Origin of the sequence: Schumannella luteola, assembly GCF_013408685.1 — a bacterium.
Classification (GTDB): domain Bacteria; phylum Actinomycetota; class Actinomycetes; order Actinomycetales; family Microbacteriaceae; genus Schumannella; species Schumannella luteola.
Map to the genome: position 1 here is coordinate 2,167,232 of NZ_JACBZY010000001.1, position 15,421 is coordinate 2,182,652.

The following is a 15,421-nucleotide window of genomic DNA, read 5'->3' on the forward strand; positions in this document are numbered from 1 at the left end:
CGGGTTACGATCGACCCGATGGCAACTCCGCAGGTCCGCGTCACCGGGCGCCTCTCGACCTGGGATGACGCCCGCGGCTTCGGCTTCATCAGCCGCGCATCCGGTCGCGACATCTTCGTGCACATCTCGGCGTTCCCGGCCGACGAGCACCGCCCGGCGCTCGGTGACGAACTGAGCTTCGTCGTCGAGCCGATGCCCGACGGACGCAGCCGGGCCGCCTTCGTGCGCTTCGCCGACGGGGCGCGTCCGCTGGCGTCCGGCGGCCACAGCGGCGTCGTCGAGCACTCCGGTCCGCGCGAGCGCCTGCGGTTGCGCATCGACTTCGCGGGCGTGCTCGCCATCCTCTCCGTCGTCGCCTTCGTCGTGCTGGTGTTCGTGGTCAGCGTCGTGTTCGGGCTGCCGCCGTGGGTGCCGTCGCTCTACATCGCCGCGAGCATCGGCTGCTTCGTGATCTACGCGGTCGACAAGATCAGCGCCGTGCGGGGCCGCTGGCGGGTGCGCGAGTCGACGCTCATCCTGCTCGGGCTCGTCGGCGGCTGGCCGGGCGCGGTGATCGCGCAGCAGCTGTTCCGCCACAAGACCCGCAAGGCGGCGTTCCGCACGATGTTCTGGGTCAGCGTCGTGATCAACGTCGTCGTCTTCGCGATCCTCACGGCGAGCCCGCTGTCGCACCTGCTGACGCCGGCCTGAGCCGCCGCATCCTTGCTCCCGCGCAGGTCTCCGACGGCGGATAACGCCCGTAGACCGCATGGTCTGAGTCGCCCTCGGGCTTAAGTAGTGTTGTCGCATGAGCCCGACCTCGTCGCCCGTGGTACGGGCCAAGGCGCCGGGAAAGGTCAACGTCTTCCTGCGTGTCGGCGCGATCCAGGACGACGGCTACCACGACGTCGCGATCGCCTATCAGGCCCTCTCGCTGAGCGACGAGGTGCGGGTGCGCCATGCTGACGACTTCCGCGTCAGCGTGAGCGGCACCGTCGAGCTGGGGCGGGTTCCCATCGACGAGAGCAACATCGCCGTGAAGGCCGCGAAGCTGCTGGCCGAGCACACCGGCTACACCGGCGGCGTCGCGATCGACATCGACAAGCACGTGCCGGTGACGGGCGGGATGGGCGGCGGCTCCGCCGACGCCGCCGCGACGCTGATCGCCTGCGACGCCCTCTGGGGCACCGAGATCTCGCGCGACGACCTGTTCGCGCTGGCACGCCAGCTCGGCGCCGACGTCCCCTTCGCGCTCACCGGCGGCACCGCGATCGGCACCGGCCGCGGGGATGAGCTCTCGCCCGCCCTCGCGAAGGGCGGCTACGAGTGGGTGCTCGCCCTCGCCGACTTCGGTCTCTCGACGCCGGCCGTCTACGCCGAGCTCGACCGCCACCGCGAGCAGCACGCCGGCGAGATCCGCCCCGCCGACCCGCGCCCCAGCGTCGACTCCGACGTGCTGCAGGCGCTGCGCGCCGGCGACCCGCACATGCTCGCCGAGGTGCTGCACAACGACCTGCAGGCCGCCGCGCTGCACCTCGAGCCCTCGCTCGGCCGCGTGCTCGAGCTGGGGGAGAGCAACGGCGCGCTCGCGGGCATCGTCTCCGGATCCGGTCCGACGGTGGCCTTCCTCGCCGCCGATCGCGACTCCGCGCTCGAGCTGCAGGTCGCGCTGAGCGCGGCCCGGCTCAACGTCGTGCGCGCCTCGGGCCCGGTGCACGGCGCCCGCATCCTCTCCGAGTAGGCCGCACGGACGGGGATGAGGATGCGAGCGCTCGTGCTGGGTGGAACGGGATGGCTCGGCCGCGCGATCGTCGCGCGCCTGCTCGAGTCCGGTGCGGAGGTCACCTGCCTCGCGCGCGGCGAGTCGGGTGACGCGCCGTCGGGGGCGCGGCTCGTCGCCGCCGATCGTCGCGAGCCTGCTGTCTACGACGCCGTCGGGGCGGACGGGGATCTCGGGGCGGACTGGGATGAGGTCATCGAGCTCTCGTCGGCACCGGACCTGGTCGAGCCGGCCCTCGCGGCCCTGGCTGATCGGGCGGCCCACTGGACTCTCGTCTCCACCGTGTCGGTGTACGCCCGCGACGACGAGCCCGGAGCCGACGAGTCCGCGACGCTCGTGGAGCCTGTCGACCTGACCCGGTACGCCGACGCGAAGGTGATGGCCGAGCGCCGCAGCGCTGAGCGTCTCGGCGATCGACTCTCGATCGTGCGTCCCGGACTCATCGTCGGCGTCGGCGACCCGAGCGACCGCTTCGGCTACTGGCCGGCACGATTCAGCCGGCTAGAGAGCGGGCCCGCGCTCGCGCCGACGACCGATGGCCGCTTCGCGCAGGTCATCGATGTGGACGATCTCGCCCGATGGATCGGCAGGGCCGCGCCGTCAGAGCACAGCGGCATCGTGAACGCCGTCGGCGACCCGGTTCCATTGGGGGATCTCCTGCGGTGCGCCGCCGAGGCGGCGGGATCGGAAGCGGGGCTCGTCGAGGCCGATGACGAGACGCTGCTGGCTGAGGACGTGAACTACTGGGCGGGGCCTCGCTCGCTCCCGCTGTGGCTGCCCGCCGCCGCGGTCGGCTTCGCGCAGCGCAGCTCCCGGGCGTTCCGGGCGGCGGGCGGCGTGACGCGGCCGATCGACGACACCGTGGCCGACGTCCTCGCCGACGAGCGCCTCCGCGGGGTCGATCGTCCGCGTCGCTCCGGTCTCACCCGCTCCGACGAGGAGGCGGTGCTGCGCCAGATCACCTGACCCGCCCCGTCTCTCCCGCGCCCGCGCGCACCCGCACTCGCGCGACGCCGCATTTACGCGACCCGACGGCGTGATCGACTCGCGCCCTGGGCGGCGCGGTAGGGCCGGGCCGCCACCTATTAGCGCCGCAGCGCCTTGCGCGCCAGCGCGTTGCCGGCGAACTGGCCGACCTGCACGAGCACGATGATCACCGCGACGGTGATGTAGACGATCGGCCAGTTGTAGCGCTGCGAGCCGTACGTGATCGCGAAGTCGCCGAGGCCGCCGCCGCCGATCAGGCCGGCCTGCGCCGACATGTCGACGAGGCCGACGAAGATGAACGAGAAGCCGAGGATGAGCGGCCCCAGGCCCTCGGGGATCAGCACGGTCACGATGATGCGCAGCGGGTGCGCGCCCATCGAGCGTGCCGCCTCGAGCACGCCGTGATCGACGGCGACGAGGTTCTGCTCCACGATGCGGGCGACGGCGAAGGCGGCGGCCAGCGACAGCGCGAAGGCGGCCGCCTGAGGCCCGATCGTCGTGCCGACCACGCCGATCGTCAGCGGGCCGATCGCCGCGATGAAGATCACGAACGGGATCGGGCGCACGATGTTGACGACGACGTTGATGATCGTGAAGACGACGCGGTTCGCCAGCAGGTGGCCGGGTCGGGTGACCGTCAGCGCGACCCCGAGCACGATGCCGAGGATGCCGCTCGCGACGAGCGAGACGAAGACGATGAAGAGGGTCTCGCCGATCGCCTTCCAGAAGACGTCGATGTTGGCGATGAAGGCATCCATCAGGCGGCGTCCTCGGTGATCGTGACGACGCCGTCGGCGGCCAGGGCGGCGAGGGCGGCGTCGATGTCGGACTCGGCTCCGGTGAGCTCGTAGGTGAGGGCGCCGATGGCGCGGTTCTGCAGCTCGCTGATGCCGCCGAACACGATCGTGTCGCCGACGCGGTGCTGCTCGAAGGTGCGGGCGACGAGCGTGGTGAAGGCGGGGCGGTCCTGCACGGGGATCGTGACCAGCCGGCCGGGATGCGCGGCGCGCAGCCGCTCGAGGGTCGAGGCCGAGGGGCGGTCGTGCAGCACGGTGCGCACGAAGCGCGACGCGGCGGCGGTCGACGGGTTCGCGAAGACGTCGTAGACGTCGCCGTGCTCGACCACGCGGCCGGAGTCCATGACGGCGACGCGGTCGGCGATCGCGCGGATCGCCTCCATCTCGTGAGTGATGACGACGATGGTGAGGCCGAACTCCTGGTTGACGCGCTTGAGCAGCGCCAGCACATCCGCCGTGGTCTCGGGATCGAGAGCGCTCGTGGCCTCGTCGGCGAGCAGCAGTCGCGGCTGCGTCGCGAGCGCGCGGGCGATGCCGACGCGCTGCTTCTGCCCGCCCGAGAGCTGCTCGGGGTGGGCGTGCGCCTTGTCGAGCAGGCCGACGAAGTCGAGCAGCTCGGCGACGCGGCGGTCGCGCTCGGCGGCGCCGACGCCCGCCACGCGCAGCGGATAGGCGACGTTGCCCGCCACGGTGCGCGAGTGGAACAGGTTGAACTGCTGGAAGATCATGCCGATCTGGCCGCGCACCCGGCGCAGCTCCCGCTCCGGCAGAGCGGTCAGCTCGTCGTCGCCGACGATCACCCGGCCCGAGCTGGGCAGCTCGAGGGCGTTGATGAGCCGCACGAGCGTCGACTTGCCGGCGCCCGAGTAGCCGATCACGCCGAGGATCTCGCCCTCCTCGACCTCGAGGCTGACGTCGTCGACCGCAGTCACGCGGCCCGAGGGGGTGTCGTAGTGGCGGCTGACGTTCTCGAGTCGCACGAAGGCGCTCATCGGCTGCTCCGGGGGTGTTCGGGGTGTGCAGGGAGGGGGGACGTCGCCCGGGGCGACGTCGCGGTGGGCGTCGTCGCGGCGGGCGTCGTCACGAACACGGCGGATGCCGCCGTCCCGTTCACGGGGACGACGGCATCCGTCACGCGGTCGATGATCAGTCTCGCGTACCGGTCTTACTTGCTCGACGCGTCGCGCGCGTCCTGCTCGACCTTGGCGAGGCTCTTCTGCAGGTCGGCGGCCGAGGTCTCACGGAAGACGGCGGTGCCGCCGTTGGCCTCCTGCACGCCCTTCTCGACGGTCTTGTCGTGGTAGAGCGCGGCGAGCTTGAGGTAGAGGTCGTTCTTCACGTCGCCCTTGCGCGCGGCGAAGATGTTGACGTACGGCGCGGCCGCCTCGCTCGAGGGGTCGTCCTGGTAGATCGCGTTCTCGGTCTTGAGACCCGCGTCGGTGGCGTAGTTCTTGTTGACGATCGCGGCGTCGACCGAGCCGCTCTGCAGGGCGCCGGCGGTCTGCGAGGCGTCGAGCGGGGTGACCTCGACGTCGGCCGACTCGATGTCCTTGGTCGACGAGAAGGCGCTGCCGCCGTTCTTGAGCTTCAGCAGCCCGGCGTCCTGCAGCACCAGCAGGCCGCGGGCCTGGTTGATGGCGTCGTTCGGGATCGCGACCTTCGCGCCCTTGGTGACGTCCTTCACGTCGCTGAACTTCGTCGAGTAGAGCGGCAGCGGGTACACGGCCGTGGCGCCGATCGGCTGCAGGTCGTCGTCGTTGGTGACGTTGTAGTTCGCCAGGTACTGGATGTGCTGGAACTGATTGAGGTCGACCTGCTTCTGGCTCAGCGCCGGGTTGGGCTGGCTGTAGTCGCTGAAGTTGGTGAGCTTGACGTCGACGCCGAGCTCCTTCTTCGCGAGGGCGATGTAAGTCTTCCAGTAGGCCTGCGAGGCGTCGGCGACGCCGATGTTCACGGTCTTGCCCGCGTACTCGCCCGAGCCGGCGGCGGCATCCTTCGAACCGGAGTTCGCGTTCGTGGCGACGACGATGCCGGCGACGATCGCGATCACGGCGACGATCGCGACGATGACGCCGACGACGAGTCCGGTCTTCCGCTTCGGGCGGTCGGGCAGGGTGGGTGCAGACATGTGGGGCCTCGAGTTGCTGTGCAGGACGGGGCGGCGCCGTCGGACGACGCCAGCGCGACGTCGCGGGTGGGTGCTGTGGTTCCGGGCCTCGGGGACGCCGGAGCGCCTACTGTGACAAGACTTCGGGCCCGGAGCCAACCGGCGAGACACCCGGCGTAACAGTGGTGCACCTGTCGCGCGACGCGGTGCGATCGCCGACGTCGTCGGCGCCGGGACGCCGCGGGGACGAAGAAGCGGGGAGCGCGACCTCCGCAGTCGCGCTCCCCGCTCGTGCGCGCCGGCCGTCCGGTGCCGACGCGCGCATCCCGTCACGTCACTCGACGAGCTTTCCGACCGTGGAGACCTCGGTCATGAGCGCGCCGATCTCGGCGGGGATGGGTGCGGTGGCCTCACGCTCGATCGTGCCGTCGAGAGACCAGACGAAGTTGACCTGCAGAGCGGGGTCGAGCTGGGGGAAGTCGCTGCGGTTGTGGCAGCCGCGGGTCTCGCGGCGCTCGCGGGCGGTCGCGAGGGTCGCGCGGGCGGCGAGCACGGAGGCCTTCAGGTCGAAGGCGTGCGCCAGATCCTGGAACCCGGCGATGTCGGGGTGCACGCCCAGGTCGGGGATGCGCGCCTCGATCTCGTCGATCTTCTCCAGGCCCGTCGTGAGCCCGGCCTCGTCGCGCACGACGCCGGCGTGCTCGGTCATCGTGTCGCGCACGGACCGCTGCAGGGCGCGCACGTTCTGCTCGCCGTCGGCGGCGAGCAGCGCATCCACCTCGCCGCGGGCCTCGGCGACCGCATCGGCGCTGCGCTTCTGCGACGCGAGACCCGCCGAGTGCGCGGCGGCCGCCTGCCCGACGATGCGGCCGTAGACGAGCAGCTCGATGAGCGAGTTGCCGCCGAGCCGGTTCGCGCCGTGCAGTCCGCTCGACGCCTCGCCGATCGCGTAGAGCCCGGGAACGTCGGTCTGGTGGTCGGCATGATCGACCCAGACGCCGCCCATCGAGTAGTGCGCGGTCGGCGCGATCTCGATGGGGCTCTGCGTGATGTCGAGCATCTGCAGCTCGAGCATCGTCTGGTAGACCCGCGGCAGGCGGCGCATGATCGTCTCGCGCGGTAGATGTGAGACATCCAGCCAGACCCCGCCGTTCGCGGTGCCGCGGCCCTCGGCGATCTCGGTGTACGCGGCGAGCGCGACCCGGTCGCGGGTGCTCAGCTCGAGACGCTCGGGGTCGTAGCGCGGCATGAAGCGCTCGCCGAGGGCGTTCGTGAGGATGCCGCCCTCGCCCCGCGCCGCCTCGGAGATGAGCGTGCCGGCGGCGCTCTCGGGCTCGAGGATGCCGCTCGGGTGGAACTGCACCAGCTCCGGATCGCGCAGCCGGGCGCCCGCGAGCGCCGCGAGTCGGAACGAGTCGCCGGTGTTCTCGTCGCGGCGCGACGAGGTGCGACGCCAGATACGGTTGTGGCCGCCGGCCGCCAGGATCACGGCGTCGGCGTGGATGAGCAGCCGGGTGCCGTCGACCTGGTCGAAGCCGTAGGCCCCGAACACGGCTCCCTCGTCGTTCACGAGGAGGCGCGTGACGTAGACGCTGTCGAGGATCGGGATCTGCAGCTGCGCGGCGCGGTTCACGAGGGTGCGCTGGATCTCGAGCCCCGTGTAGTCGCCGGCGAAGGCGGTGCGGCGCCAGCGGTGCGCGCCGAAGAAGCGCTGCGAGATGCGGCCGTCGTCCTCGCGGGCGAAGGGCATGCCGTAGCGCTCCAGGTCGTCGATGCCGTGCGCTGCCCCCTCGGTCACGGTCTGCACCACGCGCGGATCGGCGAGCAGGTAGCTCTCGGTGAGCGTGTCCGCGGCGTGCTGCTGCCAGCTGTCCTCGGCATCCATCGTGCCCAGTGCGGCGTTGATGCCGCCGGCGGCGAGCGAGGTGTGCGCGTCGTTCTTGGGGCGCTTGCCGAGCACGAGCACATCCGTGCCGGCCTCGGCCAGCTCGATCGCGGCGCGCAGTCCCGAGCCGCCGGAGCCGATCACGAGCACGGCGGTTGACAGGCGGCGCTCCGCGAGTCGCGGGTTCGAGGAGGTGGTGCGGGGGTTCATGGTGCCTTTCCGGATGTCGGGTCGGGTGTCGTCCGGGGTGGCAGGAGGCCGGGCGGCGGGGCGGGGCGGGGCGGATCGGATCGGATCAGTGCGCGTCGCGCTCGTGCAGGCTCGCGTGCAGGCGGCGGAAGGCGGCATCCACGCGCGGGCTCGTGGCGCAGCCGACCCAGAGCGTGAAGTCGGCGCCGTCGCTGTCGACGTCGTCGGGCATCCACTCGCTCGCCCAGGCGGTGAGGGCGCGGGCGGCGAGGGCCCCGCGCGGGGCGAGCCCGTCGATGCGGCTGCTGCGCAGGTCGCGGCGCAGCCAGCTGACGGTCACGGCGTCGGGCACCAGCAGCGGCTCGATCTGGATGCGCGACGCGATCTCGATGAACACCTGGCCGTAGGCGTCGCCGGGCAGGTCGGCGAGGATGCGTCGCAGCGCCGGCAGGTCGGCGCTGTCGCCGACGAAGAGCACGCGGGTCGCGGTGTACAGGGGGACGAGGGGGTCGTCGAGCATGAGCGAGCAGCGATCCTTGTGGTTAGGTGAGGCTTACCTAAAACACAACAGCAGTGCCTCCCGGATGTCAACACTCCATCGACACCCGGGACGAAGGGAGATCCACGTGCCCGCTCTTCACGAACGACTGAGTCCCGTTCTCGACGAGGTCGTCCGCCGCAACCCCGGTGAGCTCGAGTTCCACCAGGCCGTCAGGGAGGTGCTCGAGAGTCTCGGACCGGTCGTGGCGAAGCACCCCCGCTACGCCGACGCCGAGATCATCCGGCGTCTGTGCGAGCCCGAGCGGCAGATCATCTTCCGGGTGCCGTGGGTCGACGATGCCGGGCGCGTGCAGCTCAACCGCGGCTTCCGCGTCGAGTTCAATTCGGCGCTCGGGCCGTACAAGGGCGGCCTGCGGCTGCACCCGAGCGTCTACCTCGGCATCGTGAAGTTCCTCGGCTTCGAGCAGATCTTCAAGAACTCGCTGACCGGGCTGCCGATCGGCGGCGGCAAGGGCGGCTCCGACTTCGACCCCAAGGGCCGCTCGGATGCCGAGATCATGCGGTTCTGCCAGTCGTTCATGACCGAGCTGCACCGGCACATCGGCGAGCACACCGACGTTCCGGCCGGCGACATCGGCGTCGGCGGACGTGAGATCGGCTACCTCTTCGGGCAGTACAAGCGCATCACCAACCGCTGGGAGGCGGGCGTGCTGACCGGCAAGGGCGTCACCTGGGGCGGGTCGCTCGTGCGCACGGAGGCGACCGGCTACGGCACGGTCTTCTTCGTCGACGAGATCCTGCGGTCGCGCGGCGAGTCGCTCGACGGCAAGCGCGTCGTCGTCTCCGGCTCGGGCAACGTCGCGATCTACGCGGTCGAGAAGGTGCACCAGCTCGGCGGAACGGTCGTCGCCGTCAGCGACTCGGGCGGCTGCGTCGTCGACGAGAGCGGGATCGACCTCGACCTGCTGAAGCAGGTGAAGGAGGTCGATCGCGCCCGTCTCAGCGCCTACGCGACAACGCGCGGCGTCGACTACGTGACCGGCGGATCCATCTGGGACGTGCGCGCCGACATCGCGCTGCCGTGCGCCACCCAGAACGAGCTGGATGCCGACGGGGCCGCCGCGCTCATCCGCGGGGGAGTGCAGGTGGTCGCCGAGGGCGCCAACATGCCCACGACCCCCGAGGCCGTGCGCGCTCTGACCGCCGCCGGCGTGACCTTCGCGCCCGGCAAGGCCGTCAACGCGGGCGGGGTCGCCACGAGTGCCCTCGAGATGCAGCAGAACGCCTCGCGCGACTCGTGGACCTTCGAGCACACCGAGCAGCGCCTCGCCGAGATCATGCGCTCGATCCACGACCGCTGCCTCGAGACGGCCGACGAGTACGGCACGCCCGGCGACTACGTGGCCGGCGCGAACATCGCCGGCTTCACCCGCGTCGCCGACGCGATGCTCGCGCTCGGGGTGATCTGATCCGGGCGTGACGTGATCCGAGAGTGATCTGACGGGCGGTGAGCGGCTTCGAGTCGCCTGCCGCCCGTCTCGTGTTCTCGCTGGATCGGCGCTGTCGGCGCTGTCGGCGCCGTCGGCGTGGCGGCGGCTCGATCTCGGGCCTTCGCGAGTGTCGGTGGAATGTGCATCTGATCTGCCGTTCTGTATCGCGGGGGGTCCGTCGGATGTCGGTGGTGGATGTCACTGTGCAGTTATGGAGAAGCCCACGACGACACCGGGAAGCGACGGCGATGCGCCGGCCGCTGATGGTGGCGTCGGCGGTGCAGTGACGCTGACCGGGTTGGTCGGCGAGGCGGAGGTCGCGCTCGCGGCCCTGACGGCGGGGCAGGTGGCGGAGGTGCGGATGCTCGCCCGCGCCGGGCAGCTCGCCGAAGCCGAAGCGGACGGAGCACCCGCGAATGTGCGCGCCCACGACATGGCGCTCCGGTCGATCGCGGCCGAGATCGGCGGAGTGTTCCGCTCCCCGGACCGCACCATCCAGCGCCGCATCGGCGAGGCGCGGGAGATCGTCGAGTTCTATCCCGCGGCGCTCTCGGCGTGGGAGCACGGGTTCATCACCCGCGGGCACGTGTCCGTGATCGTCGATGCGGGCCGGGTGGTTCCGGTGGAGCGTCGGGGTGAGTTCGAGCGGGAGGCGATCGAACGCAGCCTCCTGGATACGCCGAACCGGGTGCGGGCGGGGTTGGAGCTCTACGCGGAGAAGCTCACCGAGCGCACCTTCACCGAACGCCACGAGGACGCCGCCCGTGGGCGGGCGGTTCGTCTGATCCCGGGCAGGGATGGGATGTGCGACGTGATCGCGACCGTTCCGACGGTGATCGGCGACGGCATCCTCGACCGCCTGACCCGCATGGCGCATACGGTCCAGGACACTTCCTCGGCCGTCGCCGGGGAAGCGGATCGGCGGACGGTCGATCAGATCCGCGCTGACGTCTTCGCGGACCTGCTCCTCGCCGGCTCCCCGGCACTCGACCCGACCACGAATGGGGATGCGCCTGGCGTGCTGGGGGCGATTCGCGCCCAGGTGCAGGTCACTGTGTCCGCGCTGACGCTCCTCGGCGACGACGAGAACCCCGCCGACCTGATCGGGCGTTCGCCCATCGATGCGGGCACGGCCCGCTACCTCGCGGGCGACGCCCCGTCGTGGACGCGCATCCGGACGGACCCGGTCGATGGCACGACGGTCGCGGTCGACCGGTACCGGCCCTCGCTCGAGCAGCGCCGTCACCTGCGCGCCCGTGACCTGCACTGCCGCTTCCCGGGATGCCGGATGGCGGCGATCCGCTGCGAACTCGACCACACCATCGACCACGCCCTCGGCGGCCCCACCGCGCTGACCAACCTCGCCCATCTGTGCCAGCGGCATCACTCGATGAAGCAGTTCACCGCCTGGCGAGTGAGACAACACCCCGGTGGGATCCTCGAATGGACCTCCCCGACCGGTCGCACCTACCGCGAAGACGCTCCTGCACCGGCGGTCGCCTTCGTGCCGCTCGGGCACCCGATTCGCCACCTCTCCCGGATTCGACCGCCTGATCTCGACGATCCACCCGATCCGCTCGACGTTTCAGTCGACATGTCAGGGGTGCCCGACGCCTCCGGAGTCTCTTCGCACCGACACGAACGGGAGTGCGACGTCGCACCGTTCTGATCGAGCAGTCGCGCAGTGCACGGCTGACGGCTGACGGCTGCCTGCTCGACGCGACCGCGAAGCGGAGGCCGCCGCATCCGCCACCCCGCGCCCGGGCCGCGGCGGCGGCACGACTGCCGCCGCGGCCCTACCCTGGGGAGGACATGGCACATCTCCTCGGCGCTGAGCGCATCCGCCTCGAATACCCGACCCGCGTGATCTTCGACGACGTCACCGTCGGCATCGGCGAAGGCGACCGCATCGGCGTCGTCGGCCGCAACGGCGACGGCAAGTCGAGCCTGCTGCGCATCCTCGCCGGGCGTCAGGAGCCCGACTCCGGCCAGGTCACGATGCGACGCGGCACCACCCTCGGCATGCTCGACCAGAGCGACGAGCTGCCGAGCCAGCAGACGATCCGCGAGGCCGTCGTCGGCGACCGCGCCGAGCACGAGTGGGCGGGGGATGCGCGCATCCGCGACGTGCTCGCCGGACTCCTCGGCGACCTCGACTTCGATGCCACGATCGGCTCGCTCTCGGGCGGACAGCGCCGCCGCGTCTCCCTCGCCGCGCTGCTCAGCCGCGACTGGGACCTGGTGCTGCTCGACGAGCCCACCAACCACCTCGACGTCGAGGGCGTGGCCTGGCTGGCCGAGCACCTCAAGCGCCGCTGGTCGCCCAACTCGGGCGGCCTCGTCGTCGTCACCCACGACCGGTGGTTCCTCGACGAGGTGTCGTCGAGCACCTGGGAGGTGCACGACCGCATCATCGAGCCCTTCGAGGGCGGCTACGCGGCCTACGTGCTGCAGCGCGTCGAGCGCGACCGGCAGGCCGCCGCGATCGAGTCGAAGCGCCAGAACCTCATGCGCAAAGAGCTCGCCTGGCTGCGCCGCGGCGCGCCCGCCCGCACGAGCAAGCCGAAGTTCCGCATCGACGCGGCCAACGAGCTCATCGAGAACGAGCCTCCCGTGCGCGACGCGGTGTCGCTGCAGCGCATGGCGGTCTCCCGACTGGGCAAGGACGTCGTCGACCTGCTGGATGCCGGCGTCACCTACCCGGTGCCCGTCGGCGCCGGCGCGGCGGCCGGCGCCGTCGGCGGTGAGCGCGTCATCCTGCGCGACATCGAGTGGCGCATCGCCCCGGGCGAGCGCACCGGCATCCTCGGCGTCAACGGCGCCGGCAAGTCGACCCTGCTCGGACTCGTCTCGGGTGCCGTGCAGCCGACCAGCGGTCGCGTGAAATTCGGCAAGACGGTCAAGATCGGCGTGCTCGACCAGCGCCTCGCCGAGCTCGAGGCGATCAGCGGCGACAAGGTGCGCGAGGTCATCGGCCGCTATCGCACGGCGTATCGCGTCGGCGACCAGGATCTGTCGCCCGGCCAGCTGCTCGAGCGGCTCGGCTTCCCGACGGCCCAGCTGTCGACACCCGTGCGCGACCTCAGCGGCGGCCAGAAGCGCCGCCTGCAGCTGCTGCTCGTGCTGCTCGACGAGCCGAACGTGCTCATCCTCGACGAGCCCACCAACGACCTCGACACCGACATGCTCGCCGCGATGGAGGATCTGCTCGACTCCTGGCCGGGCACCCTGCTCGTCGTCTCGCACGACCGCTACCTGCTCGAGCGCGTCACCGACCAGCAGTTCGCCGTGCTCGACGCACGCCTGCGGCACCTGCCGGGCGGCGTCGAGGAGTACCTCAAGATCCGCCGCGACCAGCAGAGCGGATCGAGTTCGGGATCGGGTTCTGGCGCGACCGGCGCAGGCTCCGGGCCGGGCTCGCCGTCGTCGGGCGGCGTCGCCGGAGCCGTCGCCGCGACCGCACTCGCCGGTGCCGAGCGCCGCGCCGCCGAGAAGGAGCTCTCGGCGATCACGCGCCGGCTGGCGAAGGTCGACGAGCTCGTGCGCGCCCAGCACACCGCCTTCGCCGAGCACGACCAGAGCGACTACGAAGGACTCGGCACGCTGCAGGCGCAGCTCGCGACCCTCGAGTCGGAAGCCGCCGAGCTCGAGGAGCGCTGGCTCGAGCTGAGCGAGCAGCTCGAGGGCTGACGGCAGCCGCGGCAGAGGCGACCAGCGGGTCATCGGCCGCCGACGCGCCGCTCCGCGCGAAGTCGGCGGGTTAACCCGAACTTCGGCGAGCACCCCCTTTCCGAGTGACGGATTCTCGATAAGGTGATCGGGTATGCGAGCGGGCCTCGAGCCCGCGCACTGACCACGAATGGGGATCCGGTTGTCAGACGACACTGAGCGCATCTACGAGCTGCGAGACGAGGTCTCGCGCACCGGCCAGGCCTACGAGGATGCGGCGTCACGGCCTCTTCCCGAGGCCGTCAGTGACGAGTCGGGCAGCATCGGCGTCAACATCGACACCGACGGTGCCTATGTCGTGACGATCGGCGACGGCTGGAACTCGGCCTACGAACCCGGTGAGCTGGCGGAGGGCGTCGTGCAGACCCTGCAGGCCTTCGGTCTCGCCCGCGTCGAGGGCTGGGCGAGCAATCTCGACAGCGCGCTCGACGAAGAGCGGCGCAACACCCCCATCCCGCCGCTCGACGACACTCTCGCGAGCCAGGTCAAGGCCTCGCTCGACGGCGACCTCGACAGCGCGCGCGAGACGGAGCGCATCCTCGAGAACCTGCTGGGCTTCCTCGAAGACGTCGAGGCCAACCTGGACTCGACGTTCGACATCGTCTCCCAGCGCGGCGCACGCACCGGTGCCGCGTCGACGGAGACCCGGAACGTCTCGGTCGAGGTCACCGCCGGTGGCGATGTCCGCTCCCTCCAGCTCGACGAGGACTGGCTGAGCCGCTCGTCGGGCGCGCAGATCTCGCGTGAGCTCACCGCCGCCCTCGCCCAGGCGCACGCCGATGCGGCGTCGAGCGGAGCCGGGTCGTTCACCGGCACCCCGCTCGAGAAGTACCAGAAGTTCGCCGACGACCCCGAGGCTTTCGCGCGCTACGTGCGAGGACAGGAGTAAGAGATGCCGTTCGCACATCCGGAACTCAAGGTGCAGTTCGACGCGCTGTCGAACGACGCCACCGTCTGGAACGCGGCAGGTGAGACCCTCACCGCCGCACACCGCTCGCTCCAGGGCATCGAGGTCAACCGCGGAGCGTTCTCGTTCGCCGCGATGGACGTCGCCGACACCTATCTCGAGGTGCACACCACGGTAATGCGCCTGCTCGACCAGGGCACGGAGGCGGTCGGGGGCATCGCGACGCAGCTGCGCGCCGTCCGCGCCGATTTCGAGAACAACGAAGACGTCACCCGCGCGGCGCTGTACGCGCTGTGGCAGCCGAACGACCACTGAGCCGGCGAGCGAAAGGCTACGAGAAGTGAATCCGATCAACCAGGTGATCGAGCGGATCATCCAGATGCTGCGCCGGGTGCAGCAGATCATCGATCGCATCACCGCGATCGTCAACGCGATGCTCAAGATCGTTCCCGCAGTGATGAGCTACATCATCGACCGCGTGAAGGAGGGCTGGAACCAGATGCTCGCCAAGCTGGCCGAGTTCTGGGACTGGTTCACCGACAAGCTCAGCTACGTCGGCGATCCGTTCAAGCTCAACGGCGCCGCAGACGGCTGGAAGCAGATGGGCACCCGCGTCTCGCGCATCAACGACACGATCCAGGACTTCAACCTGGCCGTCGACGACGAGTGGACCGGCCGCGCGGCGGATCAGTACAAGCAGATCCTCGAGCCCCAGCGCCGCGCCAACACATCGATCCTCTCCGACTACGCCGAGAACGTGGCCGGGGCGATGACGGGCATGGCGAACGCGATCATCGCCTTCTGGGTGGCGATCGTGGCTGCGATCATCGCGCTGCTCTCGGCCCTCGCGGGCGCCGCGACCGCGGCCGGGACCATCATCGGCCTCCCGGCAGCCCCGGTGCTGATCGTGCTCGGCATCGTCGCGTTCCTCGTCGCGGCCGGTGGCGGCGTCGCCATCCTGTACGTCGCCGCGGGCAGCGCGAAGTCGACCATCGCCTCGACCGGCGCCGGCATCAGCACCTGGCCCAAGCTCGCGGCCACGTGACCGATCTCGACAGAGCCGAGGGCCC

14 protein-coding genes are annotated in these 15,421 nt (G+C 70.9%); 9 read left to right on the forward strand and 5 right to left on the reverse strand.

Annotated elements, in window-relative coordinates:
• Positions 1-18: 18 nt before the first annotated feature.
• From BJ979_RS09740 to BJ979_RS09750, 3 genes are all read left to right on the forward strand, one after another.
• Positions 19-690 (forward strand): DUF1294 domain-containing protein, encoded by a 672-nt coding sequence (locus tag BJ979_RS09740; protein WP_179567428.1) that lies wholly within the window; start codon positions 19-21, stop codon positions 688-690.
• Between the two features lie 97 nt (positions 691-787).
• Entirely contained in the window at positions 788-1,720 is a 933-nt protein-coding gene (locus tag BJ979_RS09745; protein WP_179567430.1) for a 4-(cytidine 5'-diphospho)-2-C-methyl-D-erythritol kinase, read from the forward strand.
• Between the two features lie 21 nt (positions 1,721-1,741).
• The gene (locus tag BJ979_RS09750; RefSeq protein WP_343046654.1) at positions 1,742-2,725 is read left to right on the forward strand and encodes an NAD-dependent epimerase/dehydratase family protein; all 984 of its coding nucleotides are present in this window, start codon (positions 1,742-1,744) and stop codon (positions 2,723-2,725) included.
• Positions 2,726-2,844: 119 nt separating this feature from the next.
• Here BJ979_RS09750 and BJ979_RS09755 read toward each other — a convergent pair whose 3' ends face one another.
• The 5 genes from BJ979_RS09755 to BJ979_RS09775 form a co-directional block, all read right to left on the reverse strand.
• The gene (locus BJ979_RS09755) at positions 2,845-3,504 is read right to left on the reverse strand and encodes a methionine ABC transporter permease (protein ID WP_179567434.1); all 660 of its coding nucleotides are present in this window, start codon (positions 3,502-3,504) and stop codon (positions 2,845-2,847) included.
• The gene (locus BJ979_RS09760; protein WP_179567436.1) at positions 3,504-4,535 is read right to left on the reverse strand and encodes a methionine ABC transporter ATP-binding protein; all 1,032 of its coding nucleotides are present in this window, start codon (positions 4,533-4,535) and stop codon (positions 3,504-3,506) included. The genes BJ979_RS09755 and BJ979_RS09760 overlap by 1 nt, the downstream gene beginning before the upstream one ends.
• A gap of 173 nt (positions 4,536-4,708) precedes the next feature.
• Positions 4,709-5,671 carry a MetQ/NlpA family ABC transporter substrate-binding protein gene (locus BJ979_RS09765; protein WP_179567438.1) on the reverse strand — a complete coding sequence of 321 codons (963 nt, stop codon included), beginning with the start codon at positions 5,669-5,671 and terminating at the stop codon, positions 4,709-4,711.
• 313 nt (positions 5,672-5,984) lie between these two features.
• The gene (locus tag BJ979_RS09770) at positions 5,985-7,745 is read right to left on the reverse strand and encodes an L-aspartate oxidase (RefSeq protein ID WP_179567440.1); all 1,761 of its coding nucleotides are present in this window, start codon (positions 7,743-7,745) and stop codon (positions 5,985-5,987) included.
• Positions 7,746-7,830: 85 nt separating this feature from the next.
• Positions 7,831-8,244, reverse strand: coding sequence for an SIP domain-containing protein (locus BJ979_RS09775; protein WP_179567442.1), 414 nt, complete (start codon positions 8,242-8,244; stop codon positions 7,831-7,833).
• Between the two features lie 64 nt (positions 8,245-8,308).
• Here BJ979_RS09775 and gdhA point away from each other — a divergent pair, with 64 nt between their 5' ends.
• The 6 genes from gdhA (at position 8,309) to BJ979_RS09805 (ending at position 15,396) form a co-directional block, all read left to right on the forward strand.
• A complete protein-coding gene (gene gdhA, locus BJ979_RS09780; RefSeq protein ID WP_218853477.1) occupies positions 8,309-9,694 on the forward strand; it encodes an NADP-specific glutamate dehydrogenase in 1,386 nt (461 codons plus the stop codon).
• Positions 9,695-9,926: 232 nt separating this feature from the next.
• Complete coding sequence (locus BJ979_RS09785; RefSeq protein ID WP_179567446.1) at positions 9,927-11,384, forward strand: HNH endonuclease signature motif containing protein; 1,458 nt, start codon at positions 9,927-9,929, stop codon at positions 11,382-11,384.
• A gap of 143 nt (positions 11,385-11,527) precedes the next feature.
• Positions 11,528-13,405, forward strand: coding sequence for an ABC-F family ATP-binding cassette domain-containing protein (locus tag BJ979_RS09790; RefSeq protein WP_179567448.1), 1,878 nt, complete (start codon positions 11,528-11,530; stop codon positions 13,403-13,405).
• A gap of 181 nt (positions 13,406-13,586) precedes the next feature.
• On the forward strand, positions 13,587-14,333 hold the full coding sequence (locus tag BJ979_RS09795) for a hypothetical protein (protein WP_179567449.1): 747 nt from the start codon (positions 13,587-13,589) through the stop codon (positions 14,331-14,333).
• A 3-nt stretch (positions 14,334-14,336) separates the two neighbouring features.
• Positions 14,337-14,666 (forward strand): hypothetical protein, encoded by a 330-nt coding sequence (locus BJ979_RS09800; RefSeq protein ID WP_179567450.1) that lies wholly within the window; start codon positions 14,337-14,339, stop codon positions 14,664-14,666.
• A 25-nt stretch (positions 14,667-14,691) separates the two neighbouring features.
• Positions 14,692-15,396, forward strand: coding sequence for a hypothetical protein (locus BJ979_RS09805; RefSeq protein WP_179567452.1), 705 nt, complete (start codon positions 14,692-14,694; stop codon positions 15,394-15,396).
• Positions 15,397-15,421 lie beyond the last annotated feature (25 nt).